This window comes from Caldibacillus thermoamylovorans, assembly GCF_000751775.1.
GTDB classification, from domain to species: Bacteria; Bacillota; Bacilli; order Bacillales; family Caldibacillaceae; genus Caldifermentibacillus; species Caldifermentibacillus hisashii.
The window spans coordinates 34,216-54,576 of record NZ_CCRF01000022.1; the positions used below are offsets into that span (position 1 = coordinate 34,216).

Below are 20,361 nucleotides of genomic sequence, written 5' to 3' on the forward strand. Positions count from 1 at the left end.
TTATCATAAACCGAATCATCTAATTGTTGAAAGTGAGCGTACGAATTTGTTCATTTCCTTTACAAAATTTCCTGCAGGGTTGAGTTTGCAGACTTGCCGGAAATCTATGTGTTACTAGATAAATCAGGACTCATTGTAAGGATACATTCTAAATTTTCATTAAAAATCAAATCCTCTTGTTGTTCCAACGGCAAATGTCTCGCGTTCTGTCGGGTATTTACCGGTAAAGCAGGCAAGACAGCTCCCTTTCATGCCACCGCTTTGCTCTCTTCCCAGTGCTTTCAACATGCCTTCCACACTTAGAAAAGTTAAAGAATCCGCACCGATGATTTGCCTGATTTCTTCCACCGATTTATCGCCGGCAATCAATTCTTCCCGAGAGGAGGTATCAATCCCATAGAAACAAGGATGCTTGATTGGTGGGGAGCTGATGACGACATGAACTTCCCGGGCGCCGGCTTCTTTGAGCATCCGCACAATCCGTCGACTGGTCGTCCCGCGAACGATTGAATCATCAACCATAATGACCCGTTTTCCTTCGACAACCCCACGGACCGGGGATAATTTCATTTTTACTCCTTGTTCGCGGAGTTGCTGGGTCGGTTGGATAAATGTTCGCCCAACATAGCGATTTTTGATGAGACCTAATTCATACGGAATGCCGGATTCTTCCGCATACCCGATGGCGGCAGAAATGCTTGAATCAGGAACACCGGTGACGACATCCGCATCAATGGGCGCTTCAAGTGCCAATTGCTTTCCTAAGTTTTTTCTTGCAGTATGGACATTCATTCCTTGCAAATCACTGTCCGGTCGGGAAAAATAAACATATTCCATCGTACATAAGGACATTTGCGTCTGCGTCGTAAATATTTCAGAACGGATTCCATCATGATTAATAATCAGCATTTCACCCGGTTGGACATCCCGGATATAGTCAGCGCCAACAATATCAAAAGCACAAGTTTCCGAAGCTACAACATAGGAATCCCCCAGTCTTCCGATTGATAAAGGTCTTAAACCATAAGGATCAAGAGCGACAATTAATTCTGTTTCGGTCATAAGTAAGTAGGCATACGCACCTTGCAGCATGTTCAAGGCAGCTTTCATTTGATCGATGAATTGCGTTCGTTTGCTTCTTTTAATTAAATGGGCAAGTACTTCTGTATCGGAAGTCGTTTGAAAAATACTGCCTTCCGCTTCCAATAAAGATCTTAGCACTGTTGCGTTGGTCAAATTCCCGTTATGGGCCAGAGCAAGGCTGCCGGTTTGTGATTTGAACAGGAGCGGCTGGACATTTTCCGGTCCACTGCCGCCTGCTGTTGCATATCGAACATGTCCAATGGCACCTGTTCCCTGCAAATCATCCATATCATTTTTAGAAAAAACTTCAGTAACTAAGCCCTCACCCTTTTTTATATGAATTTGTTTTCCGTCGGTAACAGCGATTCCTGTCCCTTCTTGACCGCGGTGCTGGAGACTTTGCAAGCCGTAATAGGTGATATGAGCGGCATTATGATGTCCCCAAACCCCAAAAACTCCACATTCTTCATTTAATCCCCTTAGTTCAGCAAGCATGGGATCGCCCCTTTCCATGCTTTTTTGATTTTTTCTGCCTCTACTTTGACGACCGTTTCATTATTAACGGAAATTTGTAAAATAGGTTCGGCTGTAACTCTGCCGATAAGTTTGGCAGATACGAAACGTTCGAATTGCTCCCGGTTTTCTTCTTTTACCGATAAAATAAACCGTGATTGCGATTCACTGAATAATTGAGTGACGGCTTCACCTTGGAGTTCAACATCAGCTCCAATTCCGTCTGCCCCAACGATACATTCACTAAGCGCCACTGCAACTCCGCCTTCACTGACATCATGGCAAGAGGCAACAAGTCCGGCACGTATCGCTGTAAGTATTTGCTCTTGGTATAAAGCCTCCACATCTAAGTCAAGTAACGGGGATTTTCCAAATATTTCTCTATAGATAAGTTTTTGCAATTCACTACCACCAAATTCCGGTTTTGTTTCTCCAAGGAGATAGATTAAATCTCCCGGCTGTTTAAATTGTTGGGTAGTAATATGATCGAGATCTTGAATTAATCCCACCATACCAATAACCGGTGTCGGATAAATCGCAGTGTCGTTCGTCTCATTGTAAAGAGATACGTTCCCGCTAATCACCGGTGTTTTTAAAACACGACAAGCTTCACTGATTCCGTCGGCAGCCTTTTCTAATTGCCAAAAAATTTCCGGATTTTCCGGACTGCCGAAATTTAAACAATCGGTAATGGCGAGCGGTTCGCCACCGGAGCAAACGATATTTCTTGCTGCTTCACTGACAGCAATTTTTCCGCCGGTTTCCGGGTCTAAATAAATGTACCGGGAATTACAATCTGTCGTCATGGCCAATGCTTTTCTTGTGCCGCGAATACGAACAACGGCAGCATCGGAACCGGGAGCTACAACGGTATTTGTCCGTACCATGTAATCGTATTGGTTATAAACCCATTCTTTGCTGGCAATGGTTGGTTGTTGTAATAACTGTAACAATGTTTCCTCGATATTTTCTACTTTCGGAATTCGGTTTTCCATTTTTTGAAACGTCCGATAATAAGCCGGTTCTATTGATGGTTTGTAGTAAACCGGTGCATCTTCACTTAAGGCATCGGCGGGTACTTCGGCAACAACTTCTCCGTGATGAAGAAGGCGTAACATTTTATCATCTGTGACTCGTCCGATGGCCACAGCTTCCAACCCATATCTTTTAAAAATATCGATAATTTCTTGCTCTCTTCCATTTTTTACGACAAGGAGCATACGTTCTTGGGATTCAGAGAGCATCATTTCGTATGGTGTCATTCCGGTTTCACGTTGAGGAACCAGGTCTAAATTCATCTCGATTCCGGATCCGGCTTTACTGGCCATTTCCGCGCTCGAACTGGTAAGACCGGCTGCACCCATGTCTTGAATACCAACGAGTGCATCGGATTTAATCACTTCTAAACAAGCTTCAAGTAACAATTTTTCCATGAACGGATCACCGACTTGTACGGCCGGGCGTTTTTCTTCGGATGCTTCCGTTAACTCTTCTGAAGCAAAAGTGGCCCCGTGGATACCGTCACGACCGGTTTTGGCACCGACATACATGACCGTGTTTCCGACACCATGTGCTTGCCCTTTTTTTATATCTTCATGATTGAGTATGCCGACGCACATCGCATTAACAAGCGGATTCCCCTCATAGCAAGCATCAAATTGGATTTCCCCGCCAACTGTTGGAATCCCAATACAATTTCCATAGCCGGCAATTCCGGCAACCACTTCTTCAAATAAATATTTTCCGCGTGCATTCTTCAATTCGCCAAAACGTAAGGAGTTGAGGATGGCAATTGGACGGGCGCCCATCGAGAAAACATCACGGATAATCCCGCCGACACCGGTGGCCGCTCCTTGATACGGTTCGATGGCCGATGGATGATTATGGCTTTCAATTTTAAAAACAACGGCCTGATTATCGCCAATATCGACAACCCCTGCGCCTTCCCCGGGTCCTTGTAAAACGTGCGGACCGGTAACAGGGAATTTCTTTAAGATCGGTTTCGAGTTTTTATAACTGCAATGTTCCGACCACATAACAGAAAAGAGTCCAACCTCGGTGTAGTTTGGCAACCGTCCGAGAATCTTTTCAATCCGGGAGAATTCTTCATCGGTCAAGCCCATTTGACTGTAAACTTTTTCTGCCTTTATTTGTTCCGGACTCGGTTCAAGCTTTAATTGCATGGGATTCCCTCCATTGATTAACAATTGATTGGAAAAGCTTCAATCCGTCATGACTACCTAAAAGATTCGCCACCGCCCGTTCTGGATGGGGCATCATACCAAGAACATTTCCTTGCTTATTCATAATCCCGGCAATGTTTTCGATACTGCCGTTTGGATTTTCGTTGTGATAGGTAAAAACAATCTGGTTATTGGCTTTTAGTTTTGCTAATGTTGTTTCGTCACAGTAATAATTTCCTTCCCCGTGAGCGATTGGAATTTCGATTATTTCTCCGGGAGCATATTGATTCGTGAACATGGTGTTCGAATTTTTTACTTCAAGGAGAACGGGCCGACAAATGAATTTCAGGCTATCGTTGCGTCGCATGGCTCCCGGAAGAAGACCGGCTTCAAGCAAAATTTGGAACCCATTGCAGACACCTAAGACCGGTTTTCCAAGTTCAGCAGCTTTGACGACTTCATTCATTACGGGACTGAAGCGGGCGATGGCACCGGTCCGCAAATAATCGCCGAATGAAAAGCCACCCGGGAGGAGAATGGCATCAAAGCGGTCTAAATTTGTTTCATCATGCCAGACATATTCCGCTTCTTCACCGAGTTCATCAATAACCGCATGGTACATATCAACGTCACAATTAGAGCCGGGGAATACAATCACGGCAAATTTCATTGGGGCACACACTCCTCAATTTCATATCGATAATCTTCAATAACAGGATTGGCAAGCAATTTTGAACAAATTTCTTCAATCATTGCGTCTAATTGATCTGCCGTTTCCCCAATCGTTAGTTCCATATATTTTCCGATCCGAACATCATTGACATCGTCGTAACCCATCATACGGAGCGATTTTTTGACAGCAGTCCCTTGAGGGTCGAGTACACTTTCCTTCAACGTAACATAGACCTTTACCTTATACATGTTGTTTTCCTCCCAGTCTTTGTAAAATCGTTTCATAGGCGTCAATTAAATTGCCGAGGTCTTGACGAAATAGATCTTTATCTAACTTTTCATTTGTATCGATATCCCAAAGCCGGCATGTATCCGGGGAAATTTCGTCGGCAAGCAAAATATTGCCGTCCGCATCTACGCCAAATTCCAATTTAAAATCGACCAGCTTTAAACGGCATTCTTTAAAAAACTCGGTTAATATGTCATTGATTTTCAAGGCTGAGGTTTTTAAAGTTTCGATAACATCTGTGCTTGCAATTTCCAACACTTCAATTTGGTCATCGGTAATCGGCGGGTCACCGAGTTCATCATTTTTTAGGCAGAACTCGACAATCGGGCGTTTCAACCTTTTCCCTTCATCGACTCCGAAACGTTTTGAAAAACTCCCGGCCGCATAGTTTCTGACGATGACTTCAAGTGGGATGATTTTTACCCGTTTGACTAATTGTTCGTGGTCGGAAACTTTTTTTATAAAATGATTGGCAATTCCTTTTGCTGTTAACAGGAAAAAAAGCAAACTGGTAATCTCGTTATTTAAACGACCCTTTCCGGTGATTTCGGCTTTTTTTACACCGTTAAAAGCGGTGGCAGAATCTTTATACTCAACCCAAACAATATTTTCGTCATCGGTGGCATAAATTCGTTTAGCTTTTCCTTCATATAAGGCCTGTTTTTTGATCATTTTATTTCCCCCGTATTTATTTTCTTCCGGCAGCTATGTTCTTGAAGTAGGTGATACAAATGGTGGATGCACCGAGAAGTTTAGCTGTTACAAGTGAATGGATTTACCAAGTAATGTTTTCCTCCAGTTCTTGTCAGAAATGACTTTTTCCCGGTCCCGGGTCCCCGTTAGGATTCACCAAATATTGTTTTCTTCCAGTTCTTGTAAGGCTTCATCTGTATCGTTACATAGACGGGTGAGATGCCCCATTTTTCGTCCCGGTTTTGCTTCGTTTTTTCCGTATAAATGAATCTTCCAATGTTTAAAATGATGAAGATTTTCCAGCAATGGGTCGAGATGTTCGCCTAAAATATTCACCATGACAGCCGGTTTCAAAAGTGCCGTTGAACCGAGCGGCAAATTACAAATGGCCCGAATATGTTGCTCGAATTGGGATGTCATGCAGGCTTCAATCGAATAATGACCGGAGTTGTGGGGTCTTGGTGCGAGTTCGTTTATATAGATCTCTCCATCTTCCGTAACAAACATTTCTACCGCCAATGTGCCGATTAAATGAAGAAAATCAGCAATTTTTTTGGCAGCCACCATCGCTCTTTCTTCCGTTTCTTTATCAATTCGTGCCGGAACGATGGTTTGATGTAAAATATTGTTGCAATGAATATTTTCAGCGACAGGAAAGACCGCCGTTTCCCCATCCGGATTTTTTGTAACAATGACCGAAATTTCTTTTGTAAACGAAATCCATTTTTCTAACACACAAGGTCCGGTCGAAAGTAAGGAAGCTGCAAAAATCCGGTCATGTTCCGTTTTTATGACCAACTGCCCTTTGCCGTCATATCCGCCTGTAGCCGTTTTTAAAACTGCAGGGTATCCTAGATTTTCCAGTCCGTGTTCGAGTTCCGTTTGATTGAGAATGACCTCGTATGGGACAACAGGGACCCCCGCCTTCTGAATGGTCGCTTTTTCATAAATTCGGTTTTGGGTTACCCGTAAAATTTCCGTTCCTTGGGGGACATATGCATGTTTTGTTAACCAACTCAGTGCATTCGCGTCAATATTTTCAAATTCATAGGTGATGACGTCACTTTTTTCAGCCAGTATTTTAACGGCCGCTAAATCATTGTAAGCTGCCACAATTTGTTCATCAGCTACTTGGCCGCATGGACTATTTGGCGTCGGATCAAGGACGATGACGCGAAAACCTATTGATTTTGCCGCTAATGTCATCATTTGTCCGAGTTGACCTCCGCCGATCACACCAATTGTTTGTCCGGGTAAAATCGTTTTAAACAAGCTGATCACTACTTTCTAGGACACTGTTTTTTGCTTCTTCCCGCAAATGATGAAGTTTTGCGGCGATTTCGTTGTCAAAGGCAGATAAAATTTGTGCCGCAAGCAGTCCGGCGTTCTTTGCACCGGCAACACCGATTGCGACCGTTGCGACAGGGACTCCGGCAGGCATTTGGACAATTGATAATAGCGAATCCAATCCATTTAATGCCTTTGATTGAACAGGTACGCCAATAACGGGAAGTGTCGTTTTGGCGGCAACCATACCGGGTAGATGGGCAGCTCCACCGGCTCCGGCAATAATCACTTTCAAGCCTTCATCTCTTGCCGTTTCTGCAAAAGAGAACATGAGGTCCGGTGTTCTGTGAGCCGAGACCACTTTTTTTATATAAGGAATTTCCAATTGTTCAAGTACATCACATGTATGTTTCATTGTTTCCCAGTCCGATGTGCTTCCCATAATGACTCCGACAAGTGGCTTCACAAGTGTTCCCCTCGATTCTTTAAATAGATAAATAGAAAAACCCGGTATTGACAACCTCCCTCACTAAGAGAAAGCAGTCAATACCGGGTCAGGAAAGAGGACATACGGCAAAAATATGCACAACATGTCCGGGATAATCCGTTTTGAACTACTTTCTCTCATAGTCCAATGATTTACGGTCATTGGGTAGAGACTTATGGGCCATATTCCCATCATTATATGAGAGAAAACATATTTATTTTGAATTCAAGTATATCTTAACAATTACAGAAGGACTTTGTCAACGGAATTATCGAACATTAAAAATTAATTTGGCATAAATGTTCGGTTTTTGTGATTAAAAATGATCTTTTCTTTCTGTTTATAAAAAGAAGGAAACGAACCTATGCTGTTTGTGGCACTTTCTTAAGATAAAGGTGAACAAGTTAATTTGTATTCATAGACCAGAAGGAAGTTTTGCCGGCTATTTTGGTGGAACTTTATTATTTTGCAAAAAGGACAACTGATTTTTTGACAAATATGATATACTAATTATAAAATATAGTATCACATTTATATGATGAATCAAAAAAATGATGGAAAATAATAAAAAACATGTGATATAATGTGACCTGTAGTTAAATAAAGTTAGCTTGTTCACTAGACTTTTAATAAAGGGGGAGAAAGTTATTACCCGACAAAAAGTAGTTCATGTTGTATCAGATTCAGTCGGCGAAACAGCGGAGTTAGTCGTAAAAGCTGTTGCCAGTCAATTTAACGGAGGTCATGTGGAAATTAATCGGCATTCGTTTATTGAATCTACTCAAGACATTGATGAAGCAATAAATTCAGTTGATGAATTGAATTCACTGATTGCTTACACTCTTGTTATCCCTGAGCTAAAGGAATATTTAGATCGCCGTTCGGCTGAAAAAGGTATTTTTTCTGTTGACTTGCTTAGCCCGCTCCTTCATGTATTTGAGGACTTTTTTAAACAGGAAGCAAAACATCAGCCAAAATTAATTAGACGAATGGATGAAGCGTATTTTAAAAAAATTGAGGCCATCGAGTTTTCGGTCAAATATGATGACGGGAAAGACCCTCGTGGTTTAAAATGGGCTGATTTGGTTTTAATTGGTGTTTCCCGTACATCGAAAACACCGCTTGCCATGTATCTGGCCCACCACGGATATCGGGTGGCCAATGTTCCGATCGTTCCGGAAGTCGCGCCGCCAAAAGAAATTTTTGAAATTCCGAGAAGCAAATGTGTCGGTTTAACAATTAGCCCGGAAAAGTTAAATGAAGTCCGTAAAGAACGATTGAAATCCATGGGGTTAAATGCAGAGTCAAACTATGCAAGTATGGAACGAATTTTTGAAGAATTGGATTATGCCGACAGGATCATGAAACGGATTGGCTGCCCAATTATTGATGTTTCGAATAAAGCAATTGAAGAGACAGCCAATTTAATCATACATACTTTGAAAAGAGGAAGGGGACTGTAGAATGGAGAAATATGTCTACTTGTTCAATGAAGGAAACAGTGATATGCGCAACATCCTTGGAGGAAAAGGTGCTAACTTGGCTGAAATGACCAATATCGGTTTACCGGTTCCATTCGGTTTTACCATTTCAACACAAGCTTGCAATGATTATTATAAAGCGGGTAAAAAAATATCGGATACGGTTGAACAACAGATTTTAGTTGCACTCGAACAACTTGAAGAAAAAACCGGGAAAAAATTAGGAGACGTGACGAACCCGCTGCTTGTTTCCGTCCGATCCGGTTCCGTCTTCTCCATGCCGGGGATGATGGATACGGTGTTGAATCTCGGCATGAATGATGAAACGGTTAAAGCGGTGGCAAGACTGACAAATAATGAACGATTTGCGTACGATTCATACCGTCGCTTTATTCAAATGTTTAGTAATGTGGTGTTAGGAATTGACCTTTTTTATTTTGAACAATTTTTAGAAGAAACAAGGGAGAAAAAAGGGTATAAGGTTGATCCGGAATTAACGGCGGAAGATTGGCAAGAAGTAATTGCCGGCTACAAAGCGATTGTGAAAAGGCAGAAAAAGATTGAATTCCCGCAAAATCCGCAAGAACAATTGTTTTTAGCAATCCGTGCCGTATTCGATTCTTGGAACAATCAACGAGCCATTGTTTACCGTCGTATTCATAAAATCCCGGACAGTTTGGGAACAGCTGTAAATGTACAAAGCATGGTTTTCGGAAATATGGGAAATGACTCCGGTACCGGGGTGGCCTTTACCCGTAATCCATCTACCGGTGAGCATCAACTATACGGTGAATATTTAATGAATGCTCAAGGGGAAGATGTTGTGGCCGGCATCAGGACGCCTGAAGCGATTCATGTTTTAGAAAAAGAGATGCCGGATGTATATAAAAAACTGTTGGCAACTTGCCAATTATTAGAAAAACATTATCAAGATATGCAAGATATTGAGTTTACTATAGAACGCGGTGAATTATTTATTTTACAAACAAGAAACGGAAAACGGACGGCACAAGCGGCTGTTCAAATTGGCGTTGATATGGTTCGGGAAGGGATTATTGATAAGGAAACGGCAATTTTACGGGTTGATCCCGAACAGCTAAATCAGTTACTGCATCGACGAATTGATCAAACGGCTAAGCGAGTACCACTGACAAAAGGACTTCCGGCGTCACCGGGTGCAGCAACGGGAGCGGTTGTCTTTGATGCAGATGAGGCGGAACAACTTGGGAAAGAAGGGAAAAAGGTGATTCTCGTTCGTCCGGAAACAACGCCGGATGATATTCACGGAATTGTCGCAGCCGAGGCTGTTGTCACGAGTCGCGGCGGGATGACGAGTCATGCTGCTGTTGTGGCGAGAGGAATGGGGAAAGCTTGTATTTGCGGCTGTGAATCTTTGAAAATAGATTTGAAGAATAAGCTGTTTACGGTTGGCGATACCGTTGTTAAATACGGAGATATAATTACGATTGACGGTTCGACCGGGGAAATTATGCTTGGCGGAGTAGCAATGATTGAACCGCAATTGTCTGAAGAATTTAAGTTGTTACTTTCCTGGGCGGATCAAGTTCGAGAAATTGGTGTCCGTGCCAATGCCGATAACCCGGTAGATGCCCGGAAAGCTTTCGAATTCGGAGCCGGCGGGATAGGGTTATGCCGTACCGAGCATATGTTTATGGACCCGAAACGCATCCCGATAGTGCAAAGTATGATTTTGGCTGAAAACTATGAGGATCGTACGGTTTTCCTTGATCAGTTGCTTATCATGCAACAAGGCGATTTTGAAGGAATCTTTGAAGCGATGGAAGGTCATCCGGTTACCATTCGCCTGTTGGACCCGCCAATGCATGAATTTTTACCGGATAAAGAGGAGTTATTGGTTGAAGTGACCAAATTGCAATTAACTGCACCGGATTCACCGGAGTTAGCCGAGAAAGAGCGGCTGTTGAAAAAGGTGAATCAATTGTCTGAATTTAATCCGATGCTTGGTCACCGCGGTTGTCGTTTGGGCATTATTTACCCGGAAATATATGAAATGCAAGTTCGGGCTATTATTAATGCAGCAGTGAAAGTAACGGAAAAAGGAATACCGGTCAAACCGGAAATCATGATTCCACTTGTTGGTCATGTCAATGAATTAAAGCGGATGCGCCAACTTGTTGAGGAGACGGCAGAACAAGTGATGAGTGCTACAGGTGTTTATTTTGATTATTTAGTTGGAACGATGATTGAAGTGCCGCGAGCCGCATTAACTGCCGATCGAATTGCCGAGCAAGCGGATTTCTTCTCTTTTGGGACGAACGATTTGACGCAAACAACATTCGGTTTTAGCCGCGATGATGCAGAAGGAAAATTTTTACAAACATATATTGAACAAAAAGTACTGCCGGAAAATCCGTTTGCCATATTGGATCGGGAAGGTGTCGGCAAGCTGATTGAAATGGGGGTCACGCTCGGTCGAAAAACGAAGAGTAACTTGAAAACCGGAATATGTGGCGAACATGGCGGTGAAAAGAGCTCGATTGAATTTTGCTATTTAGCCGGTCTCGATTATGTCAGTTGCTCACCATACCGCGTTCCGTTAGCTCGTCTTGCCGCGGCACAAGCGACGATTCAACATCGAGGGAGCATTGTGGAAGCAGTTAGATAATATACGAAGGAATGAAGTTGGAAGCCTTGTAGCAGGGGCTTCCTTTTTTAAAAGGCTATGTCACAACATATGGTTTGCAACTATCTTGTATGGAACAACCTTGTAAACTATGCCAAGCCAAGGAAAGTGATATAGAGAAAAGGAACATCTTTTTGACTTTCGTGTTGGCCAAATTGAAAACAGATAAATGTAGAGATTTATCAAACAGACCAGCAGTTCCACTGGTCGCATAAGAATTATACAAATCATAATTTGTCTTTTTGTTGGATAAATAGAAGATATATAGAACAATTTTACGAGCTTTAGTTCTTCCTCACTAATATACCCAACAGCTTACCACGACTATAAATCTTGAATGTTAATATGCGTTGCTTGTAGCAACGGGCAGTTCCTCATACAATAGTGGTAACGACTGAAAGAAAGGAGGTTATCCCTAATGTTAAGCGAAAACATTAAAGCAATCAGAAAATCAAAAGGACTTTCGCAAGAAGAACTTGCTATCAAGCTGAATGTGGTGCGACAAACAATCTCTAAATGGGAGCGAGGATTGTCAGTTCCCGATTCTGATATGTTAATCTCCATATCGGAAGTGCTTGAAACACCGGTAAGCACTTTGCTTGGGGAAACTGTTATTGAGTCGAAAGTTGATGACTTAAAAGCGATTTCCGAAAAACTGGAGATTATAAACTTACAACTTGCACAAAGGAAAACCACGAGAAGAAAAATACTTCATTGGCTACTTATCTCATTGTGTACGGTCATAGTAACAATTTCTGCGGTCTTAATAGTATTAAATAGTCCTTACTTAGGTTGGAATTATAATGACCCTGAAACCACCGTTATCGGAGTAATTTTTCACGCATTTGAATGGCTGTTTGTCAGATTAGCACCGATTATCCTTATAGGGGCAATCGTTGGAATTTTCTTGACACGGAAGAAAGTATAAAACTTCTCTATTTTTGGGTACAGTTCAGACTTCAAAATCCCAGATTGTAGGAGAGTTTTAATGCTCTCATACAAAAAAATCTCATTTATCAACTATTTGTTGTGACATAGCCTTTTAAAAAATAATTGGTATTGAGGGATTTTGGGAATAGAGGGCACATCAACCATTATCTTAATAATAATAAAAACCTCAGAACATGTAAATTTCTGCACAATTTATTATATAATAACTGGTAGAGGCGAAAAAAATAATAAGGGTGAACTTCATGCAGAATGGACCAAACTTAGAAGATTACTTAAACCAAGGAATATATGGGAAAAAGGAAATAAACCCCGAGGAGAAAAAGAAATTTCTTGGTACGTTCCGGGAGCGAATTGTTGTTGCCTTAACTGTAAGCCAAGTGTATAAATCAACCATATACAAAGAAGTTGAACAAGAAATGAAAAAGAACGCAAAAGCAAAGCTATTACTGAACGGTTCAGTCGACTACGAATATTTAAGTAAGTATGTGAAAATTGCAAATAAGTACAATATTCCTTTTACCATCGTTGAAAATAAGGAACATGATACCGACATAGGTCTTGTCCTTGCCCACGATTATGCGGTAGATAAAGAGAATATCTTTGTTTCGGATGAGTCTGAATCTGTAACGATTAAAGACAATTTGGACACAACTGAGAATGGCGTAAAGGGATTTTTCAAAAAATTATTTTCCTAACTTGTCATATTGAAGATTCTTCAAGCACTTATTTGTGCGTAAGGCACAGTAGTTTGTCCCATAGACCGTGAATCCGGGAATTCTATGGGACATTTTATTTTACTTTTCAACTAAATTTGTCCCATACAGCTGTTCTATGAGACATTTCTGTTTCAAATTCCGTCGTTTTTGTCCCATAGACCGTGAATCCGGTACATCTATGGGACATTTCAGCTTATTTTTCAACTAATTTTGTCCCATAGAGCTGTTCTATGAGACATTTCTGTTTCAAATTCCGTCGTTTTTGTCCCATAGACCGTGAATCCGGGAATTCTATGGGACATTTTATTTTACTTTTCAACTAAATTTGTCCCATAGAGCTGTTCTATGAGACACTTCTGTTTCAAATTCCGTCGTTTTTGTCTCATAGACCCTCATGTAGCGCTAGGCTCACCACAGAGTTTTTTATTGTAGACCGCAATTCCGCCACATATAAAAAGAATTTTTCCCTTCTATTTCGGAAATCTTGTAAAACATGGTAAAATAGTAGATAGTTTTGCAAAATGCATTGCGAAATACGATTGCATTTGCTTCTATTGGATCATTTTTTTCTGAAAAATGTGGAGGTGAAATCATGTCCAGAATTTCAAAAGAACAAGTAAAGCATGTGGCTGATTTAGCCAGATTGTCATTCAGTGAGGAAGAAATCGAAAAGTTCACGACTCAATTGGACGCCATTATCGGTTTTGCCGAACAGTTGAACGAACTTGACACAACCAATGTAGAACCAACATCCCACGTTCTTGATATTAAAAATGTATTGCGTGAAGATGTGGCTGTTCCCGGTTTACCAAGGGAAGAAGTTTTAAAAAATGCACCAGACCATAAAGATGGACTTTTCCGTGTACCATCTATTCTTGAGTAAGGAGGGATATCCATGTCACTATTTGACCATAAAATGAGAGATTTACATGAGCTTTTACAAAAAAAGGAAGTTTCCGTTTCGGACTTAGTTGATGAGTCATTTAAACGAATTTCGGAAGTGGAAGGTAAAGTCCAAGCCTTTTTAACCTTAGATGAAGAAAATGCTCGGAATAAAGCAAAACAGTTAGATGAAAAACTTGCTGGCGGCGATTCAACCGGTATTTTATTTGGTATGCCGATCGGAATTAAGGACAATATCGTGACAAAAGGTGTTCGTACCACTTGTGCGAGCAAAATTCTCGAAAACTTTGACCCGATTTACGATGCAACGGTTATGCAAAAATTACATAATGCCGAAACAGTCATGATTGGAAAATTGAATATGGATGAATTTGCCATGGGTGGATCGACCGAAACTTCCCACTATCAAAGAACATACAATCCTTGGAATTTAGACTATGTTCCGGGTGGGTCTTCCGGTGGTTCGGCTGCTGCGGTTGCTGCCGGAGAAGTTCCATTCACATTAGGTTCTGACACCGGTGGATCGATTCGTCAGCCGGCTGCTTATTGTGGTGTCGTTGGATTAAAACCTACATACGGTCGCGTTTCCCGATTTGGATTGGTTGCTTTTGCGTCTTCCCTAGATCAAATCGGACCAATCACGAGGAATGTTGAAGATAATGCGTATTTACTTCAAGCGATTTCCGGTGTTGATCCATATGACTCAACTTCCGCCAATCTTCCGGTTCCAAACTATGTAGAACAACTGACCGGAGATGTAAAGGGATTACGGATTGCCGTCCCTAAAGAATATTTGGGGGAAGGTGTCCAAGCATCCGTACGTAACGCCATTTTAGAAGCACTGAAAGTTTTAGAAAAATTAGGTGCGACATGGGAAGAAGTGTCCCTTCCGCATTCGAAATATGGTGTAGCAACCTATTATTTACTTGCTTCTTCTGAGGCGTCATCCAACTTGGCTCGTTTTGACGGGATTCGTTACGGTTACCGGGCACAAGGAGCTGAAAACTTAATTGATTTATACAAAAAGACCCGTTCTGAAGGATTTGGTGATGAAGTTAAACGACGGATTATGCTTGGAACGTTTGCCCTAAGTTCCGGTTATTATGATGCCTATTATAAAAAAGCGCAACAAGTACGGACATTAATCAAGCAAGATTTTGATAAAGTGTTTGAAAAATATGATGTGATTCTTGGACCGACAGCACCAACACCGGCATTTAAAATTGGCGCCCAAATTGATGACCCGTTAACGATGTATGCGAATGATCTTTTAACGATACCTGTTAATTTGGCAGGCGTACCGGGGATTTCCGTTCCATGCGGTTTTGACAACGGACTTCCAATTGGTTTACAAATTATCGGTAAACATTTTGATGAAGCGACTGTTTATCGTGTTGCACATGCATTTGAACAAGCTACTGACTATCATAAACAAAAACCACAACTGTAAGGGGTGAAAAGGATGAATTTCGAAGCTGTTATCGGTTTAGAAGTGCATGTTGAGTTAAAAACCCAATCGAAAGTTTTCTCGCCTGCACCGGCCCATTTTGGCGCAGAACCAAATACAAATACGAATGTGATTGACTTAGGTTATCCCGGCGTACTGCCTGTATTAAATAAAGAAGCGGTTAACTATGCAATGAAAGCAGCAATGGCTCTTAATTGCCAGATCGCAACCGAAACAAAATTTGACCGAAAAAACTATTTTTATCCGGACAATCCGAAAGCCTACCAAATTTCCCAATATGACAAACCAATCGGCGAACATGGCTGGATTGAAATTGAAGTCGACGGGAAAAAGAAAAAAATTGGAATTACTCGTCTTCATTTAGAGGAAGATGCAGGAAAATTATTCCACGGAAACGATGGTTATTCATTAGTCGATTTTAACCGTCAAGGAACGCCGCTCATTGAAATTGTGTCTGAGCCGGATATCCGTACACCGGAAGAAGCGTATGCTTATTTGGAAAAATTGAAATCGATTATCCAATACACCGGCGTTTCTGATGTCCGTATGGAAGAAGGTTCCTTACGTTGTGACGCCAATGTTTCCATCCGCCCAATCGGACAAGAGGAGTTTGGCACGAAAACCGAATTGAAAAACTTAAACTCGTTTAACTTTGTTCGAAAAGGTCTTGAATACGAAATTAAGCGGCAAGAAAAAGTTCTTTTATCCGGCGGGGTCGTCCGTCAAGAAACGCGCCGTTACGATGAGGCAACCGGTGAAACGATTTTGATGCGGGTAAAAGAAGGTTCTGAAGATTATCGTTACTTCCCGGAACCGGATCTTGTTGATTTATATATTGATGAGGAATGGAAAGAACGCGTTCGGCGGGAGATTCCGGAACTTCCGGATGCACGAAAAAAACGTTATGTGGAGGAACTTGGTCTTCCTGCATATGACGCAATGGTCTTGACATTAACGAAAGAAATGTCGGATTTCTTTGAAGCAACAGTTGCAGCCGGGGCAGGCGCAAAACAAGCCTCCAACTGGCTCATGGGTGAAGTTAGTGCTTATTTGAACGCTGAACAAAAAGAACTTCACGATATTGCTTTAACACCGGAAAGTTTAGCTGGTATGATCAAATTGATTGAAAAAGGCACTTTATCATCTAAATTAGCGAAAAAAGTATTTAAAGAGCTCGTCGAAAAAGGCGGCGATCCGGAAAAAATCGTGAAAGAAAAAGGACTCGTCCAAATTTCTGATGAAGCAACATTGTTGAAATTCGTCACCGAGGCTTTGGATGCCAATCCGCAATCTATTGAGGACTATAAAAACGGGAAAGACCGGGCAATCGGCTTCCTTGTTGGTCAAATCATGAAGGTAACAAAAGGACAAGCCAACCCGCAGCTATTGAACAAGATTTTACTAGAAGAAATTAAAAAACGATAATATGAGATGAGGGAACCGTTTCGTTAGGCGGTTCCTTTTTTTCAGAAAAAAGTACAGGTAAAAATTCAAGCTCTTGAGGGCGAATTTAGCGGTGGTAGCCGGAAAAGTGTCCCTGAGCCCAAGTTCTCGCGACCAAATTCAGTCCGAAAAGAATAATAGTGTTTTTGTTCATTCAGTCACAAGCCAAAAAACTATATTAAAATAAAATATATTTGCTCATAAAATCACAAATCAAAAGAATGTAAATTCCATCTCAAAAACTTTATAATTATAAGTACATTCAATATTTACGGTGAGGTGGTTATGTGGCAACACTTATCCAGTGGTATGAAAAAGGAATGACTTATCGACAGTATATTGATCAAATGACTGTCAATAAAGAAGAAATGCTTTCCATATACGAACGGTTTCAACTAAGTCCAGGGAACGTCGAAACTTTAAAAAATTTAAAAGGAAAGAACTTAAGAGCAATTGTAATAACCGAGGATTGGTGCGGTGATGCCATGCTTAACAACCCAATATTCATGAAGATTGCTGAAACCGCTGGAGTGGAAGTTCGGTTTCTTCTCCGTGATCAAAATCTTGAGCTGATGGATCAATATTTAACGAATGGGACGTCCAGATCAATTCCTATATACATATTTATTGATGAAAAAGGAGAGGAATATGCCGTATGGGGACCAAGGGCACCGGAAGTTCAGGAATATGTTGAACGTGAGCGTGCCAAATTACCAAACAAAGAAGCACCGGAATTCTCTGAAAAACAAAAGGAAATGTATAAAGCCATGAAAAAACATTTCTTGGAAGATGAACAAGTATGGAAACTAGTTGCCACGAGCATAATAGGGAAAATAAAGTGAAACTTCCATCGGCGGGTTCTCTTCCCACTGATGGTTAGTTGAACTAATCGGACGCTTGGGGGCAGTTCGTACCACAATTATCCTTTGTAAAACTTGAAAATCTTGAGGTGTAAGGTTGTAGGACTAACTGCCCGTTAAGGTGAAAAATAGTTAATAATACGGATTTTAATCCGAGCATGGTATATTAGATGATCATTCATGGAAGGGAAGGATAATAAATGGACTATATCACATTAAACAATGGTTTAAAAATGCCACAGTTAGGCTTTGGTGTTTGGCAAGTATCCGACGAACAAGCAACACCTGCTGTAAAAAAAGCGTTGGAAGTTGGCTATCGTTCCATTGATACGGCAATGATTTACGGAAATGAAAAAGGGGTTGGTCGGGCCATAAAGGAAAGCAATGTTCCCCGTGAAGAACTTTTTATTACAACAAAAGTATGGAATGCAGACCACGGGTATGAAAATACATTAAAAGCATTTGATGCAAGCTTGGAACGTCTTGGCCTTGATTATATCGATTTATATCTAATCCATTGGCCGACACCAAAATATGACCAATATGTCGATACATACAAAGCAATGGAAAAAATTTATAAAGACGGGCGTGCCAAAGCAATAGGTGTTTGCAATTTTGATATCGAGCACTTAGAACGCTTGCTTAATGAATGTGAAGTTGTCCCGGTTGTTAATCAAGTGGAACGTCACCCGTATTTCCAACAGAGGGAGCTCCAAGATTTTTGTGAAAAACATCATATTATCATTGAAGCCTACAGTCCGTTAATGAATGGAAAAGATGTATTAAATGATTCCGTTGTGAAAGAAATTGCGAAAGCCCATGGAAAAACAGCAGCTCAAGTCATTCTTCGCTGGCACTTGCAAACGGGGGTTATCACGATTCCGAAATCGGTCACACCTTCACGTATCGAGGAAAACTTTGATGTATTTGATTTTGAATTAACAGCGGAAGATATGGAAAAAATGACGGCATTGGACAGAAATTTGCGAATCGGTGCTGTACCGAGCGAATTCAACAAGAGATAAATAAATGATTTAAAGACAGTTTGCGTGACTGTCCGATTCCAAATGATCACTTATGGTCTTCATACCTGCGATGGAGACCGTTTTTTGTTAGCCGTGAGCTTGACGCATGAAACATTAAATATTTGTTAACATGCATATTAATGGTATCTATTTTTTGGTTAGTAACTCGACCCATAAAACACTCCAACTTTTTTCATGCTTATCGTATTTTCCCCTTTGTCATTTCTTAAGAATTTATTTTTAGAATCCGATTGTTGGGTTGTCTTTCATTTTCAAGGGGCGTATACTGATAATATTAATATTTATACACCATTTTAAAGTGCCATACTAGGAGGATCTAAATGAGTTATGGTAGTTATCGTGATGCATGGGCTGAAATATCTTTAGATGCCGTTCAACATAATGTAAAAACATTTCTTAAACATTTAAAACCTGACACGAAATTTTGTGCAGTTGTAAAAGCAGATGGTTATGGTCATGGCGCCATTGAAGTCGCTCAAGCGGCATTAGATGCAGGTGCAGCTTACTTGGCGGTTGCATTTTTAGACGAGGCAATCGAACTGCGTAACGCCGGTATTACTGCACCAATATTAATTCTTGGGTTTACACAGAAAGAGGCAGTAAAAGAAGCGATTTTAAATGATATTACCTTAACCGTTTTTACCCGGGATGTTTTGGAGAAGATTTCTCAAGTTGCCGAAGAGTCTAAAAAACTTGCCCGTGTTCATATAAAAATCGATACTGGAATGACTCGAATCGGTGTTAATCATAAGGTAGAAGCATTGGAACTTGTTACGTCCATCCATTCTGATTTTGTGGAGTTGGAAGGGATTTTTACTCATTTTGCCGACGCTGATTCGACAGATCCGACTTATACTTACCAACAGTACAAAAAATTTACTGAAGTGATCAATTTATTTGAAGAAAATCAAATTCACATTCCGATCAAGCATTGTTGTAACAGTGCGGCAACCATCGCCTTTCCGGAAATGCATATGGATATGGTTCGTGTCGGTATTAGTCTTTACGGTTTGTACCCGGCAGAACACTTGAAAGAAAAACTTCCTTCATTAAAACAAGTGATGAGCTTAAAAACGAAACCGGTATTTGTAAAAACGGTAGATGCCGGTCAACCGATTAGTTACGGATGTACATTTGCACCGGAACGTAAATCAATCATTGCCACAATTCCGATCGGTTATGCAGACGGTTTTTCCCGGTCACTTTCGAATAAAGGCCATGTGACTGTGAAAGGTGAGAGGGCGCCGATTGTTGGGCGGATTTGCATGGACCAGTCGATGATTGATGTAACGGATATTCGAGATGTTCATACGGATGACGTTGTGACGATATTTGGTGACGTGAACGACGGCTTTATTTCTTTGGATGAAGTGGCCGAGCAGATGGGGACGATACACTATGAAACGACTTGCTTGATTGGAAAACGAATTCCAAGGGTATTTATCAAAAACGGTGTTATCCAAGGGGTTAAAAGTCTACTAAATGCAGAAAATCGATAATTTGGCTAAGTTCGATACAACGATTTGATCATTCAACATTCTTCTTAAAAAAGCATAAATCATACGCGAGGGGCTATCAGGAAAGTCAATTTTTCGACTTTTGGCTGCCCCTTTCATGTTTG

The 20,361-nt window shown here is 41.1% G+C and carries 17 protein-coding genes, 1 pseudogene and 1 riboswitch; of the genes and pseudogenes, 11 read left to right on the plus strand and 7 right to left on the minus strand.

The features are described 5' to 3' along the window. Nucleotides 1-159: 159 nt before the first annotated feature. From purF to purE, 7 genes are all read right to left on the minus strand, one after another. A complete protein-coding gene (gene purF / locus BT1A1_RS03030; RefSeq protein WP_051988979.1) occupies nucleotides 160-1,578 on the minus strand; it encodes an amidophosphoribosyltransferase in 1,419 nt (472 codons plus the stop codon). Continuing rightward, nucleotides 1,563-3,779 (minus strand): phosphoribosylformylglycinamidine synthase subunit PurL, encoded by a 2,217-nt coding sequence (gene purL / locus BT1A1_RS03035; RefSeq protein ID WP_034767969.1) that lies wholly within the window; start codon nucleotides 3,777-3,779, stop codon nucleotides 1,563-1,565. The genes purF and purL overlap by 16 nt, the downstream gene beginning before the upstream one ends. Beyond that, entirely contained in the window at nucleotides 3,763-4,449 is a 687-nt protein-coding gene (gene purQ / locus BT1A1_RS03040) for a phosphoribosylformylglycinamidine synthase subunit PurQ (RefSeq protein WP_034767977.1), read from the minus strand. Before purQ ends, purL begins: the two co-directional genes overlap by 17 nt. Then, nucleotides 4,446-4,700: a phosphoribosylformylglycinamidine synthase subunit PurS gene (gene purS / locus BT1A1_RS03045; RefSeq protein ID WP_034767979.1), complete on the minus strand. Its 255-nt coding sequence runs from the start codon at nucleotides 4,698-4,700 to the stop codon at nucleotides 4,446-4,448. The genes purQ and purS overlap by 4 nt, the downstream gene beginning before the upstream one ends. Further along, on the minus strand, nucleotides 4,693-5,412 hold the full coding sequence (gene purC / locus BT1A1_RS03050; protein ID WP_034767982.1) for a phosphoribosylaminoimidazolesuccinocarboxamide synthase: 720 nt from the start codon (nucleotides 5,410-5,412) through the stop codon (nucleotides 4,693-4,695). Before purC ends, purS begins: the two co-directional genes overlap by 8 nt. A 174-nt stretch (nucleotides 5,413-5,586) precedes the next feature. After that, nucleotides 5,587-6,714: a 5-(carboxyamino)imidazole ribonucleotide synthase gene (gene purK / locus BT1A1_RS03055; RefSeq protein ID WP_034767984.1), complete on the minus strand. Its 1,128-nt coding sequence runs from the start codon at nucleotides 6,712-6,714 to the stop codon at nucleotides 5,587-5,589. Continuing rightward, nucleotides 6,698-7,186, minus strand: a complete 489-nt coding sequence (gene purE / locus BT1A1_RS03060; protein ID WP_034767987.1) for a 5-(carboxyamino)imidazole ribonucleotide mutase — start codon at nucleotides 7,184-7,186, stop codon at nucleotides 6,698-6,700. Before purE ends, purK begins: the two co-directional genes overlap by 17 nt. A 141-nt stretch (nucleotides 7,187-7,327) precedes the next feature. Then, a riboswitch (purine riboswitch) is annotated at nucleotides 7,328-7,429 on the minus strand. Between the two features lie 425 nt (nucleotides 7,430-7,854). Between purE and BT1A1_RS03065 the strand changes: the two genes are divergently transcribed. From BT1A1_RS03065 to alr, 11 genes and pseudogenes are all read left to right on the plus strand, one after another. Then, a complete protein-coding gene (locus BT1A1_RS03065) occupies nucleotides 7,855-8,670 on the plus strand; it encodes a pyruvate, water dikinase regulatory protein (protein ID WP_034768082.1) in 816 nt (271 codons plus the stop codon). Between the two features lies 1 nt (nucleotide 8,671). Further along, entirely contained in the window at nucleotides 8,672-11,335 is a 2,664-nt protein-coding gene (ppdK, locus tag BT1A1_RS03070) for a pyruvate, phosphate dikinase (protein ID WP_034767989.1), read from the plus strand. A 78-nt stretch (nucleotides 11,336-11,413) separates the two neighbouring features. Further along, nucleotides 11,414-11,568, plus strand: a pseudogene (locus tag BT1A1_RS18450) (IS1595 family transposase); the annotation flags it as partial. Nucleotides 11,569-11,771: 203 nt separating this feature from the next. Then, nucleotides 11,772-12,281 (plus strand): helix-turn-helix domain-containing protein, encoded by a 510-nt coding sequence (locus BT1A1_RS03075; protein ID WP_034767992.1) that lies wholly within the window; start codon nucleotides 11,772-11,774, stop codon nucleotides 12,279-12,281. Nucleotides 12,282-12,546: 265 nt separating this feature from the next. Then, the gene (locus BT1A1_RS03080) at nucleotides 12,547-12,999 is read left to right on the plus strand and encodes a YueI family protein (protein ID WP_034767994.1); all 453 of its coding nucleotides are present in this window, start codon (nucleotides 12,547-12,549) and stop codon (nucleotides 12,997-12,999) included. A gap of 613 nt (nucleotides 13,000-13,612) precedes the next feature. Continuing rightward, nucleotides 13,613-13,903 carry an Asp-tRNA(Asn)/Glu-tRNA(Gln) amidotransferase subunit GatC gene (gene gatC, locus BT1A1_RS03085; protein WP_034767996.1) on the plus strand — a complete coding sequence of 97 codons (291 nt, stop codon included), beginning with the start codon at nucleotides 13,613-13,615 and terminating at the stop codon, nucleotides 13,901-13,903. 12 nt (nucleotides 13,904-13,915) lie between these two features. Further along, entirely contained in the window at nucleotides 13,916-15,373 is a 1,458-nt protein-coding gene (gene gatA / locus BT1A1_RS03090) for an Asp-tRNA(Asn)/Glu-tRNA(Gln) amidotransferase subunit GatA (RefSeq protein ID WP_034767999.1), read from the plus strand. Nucleotides 15,374-15,385: 12 nt separating this feature from the next. Then, nucleotides 15,386-16,816, plus strand: coding sequence for an Asp-tRNA(Asn)/Glu-tRNA(Gln) amidotransferase subunit GatB (gatB, locus tag BT1A1_RS03095; protein ID WP_034768001.1), 1,431 nt, complete (start codon nucleotides 15,386-15,388; stop codon nucleotides 16,814-16,816). A 305-nt stretch (nucleotides 16,817-17,121) separates the two neighbouring features. Then, entirely contained in the window at nucleotides 17,122-17,676 is a 555-nt protein-coding gene (locus BT1A1_RS03100; protein WP_330939311.1) for a thioredoxin family protein, read from the plus strand. Between the two features lie 218 nt (nucleotides 17,677-17,894). Beyond that, nucleotides 17,895-18,719 carry an aldo/keto reductase gene (locus BT1A1_RS03105; RefSeq protein ID WP_034768004.1) on the plus strand — a complete coding sequence of 275 codons (825 nt, stop codon included), beginning with the start codon at nucleotides 17,895-17,897 and terminating at the stop codon, nucleotides 18,717-18,719. A gap of 341 nt (nucleotides 18,720-19,060) precedes the next feature. Further along, complete coding sequence (alr, locus tag BT1A1_RS03110) at nucleotides 19,061-20,239, plus strand: alanine racemase (protein ID WP_034768006.1); 1,179 nt, start codon at nucleotides 19,061-19,063, stop codon at nucleotides 20,237-20,239. The last annotated feature ends 122 nt before the right edge of the window (nucleotides 20,240-20,361 follow it).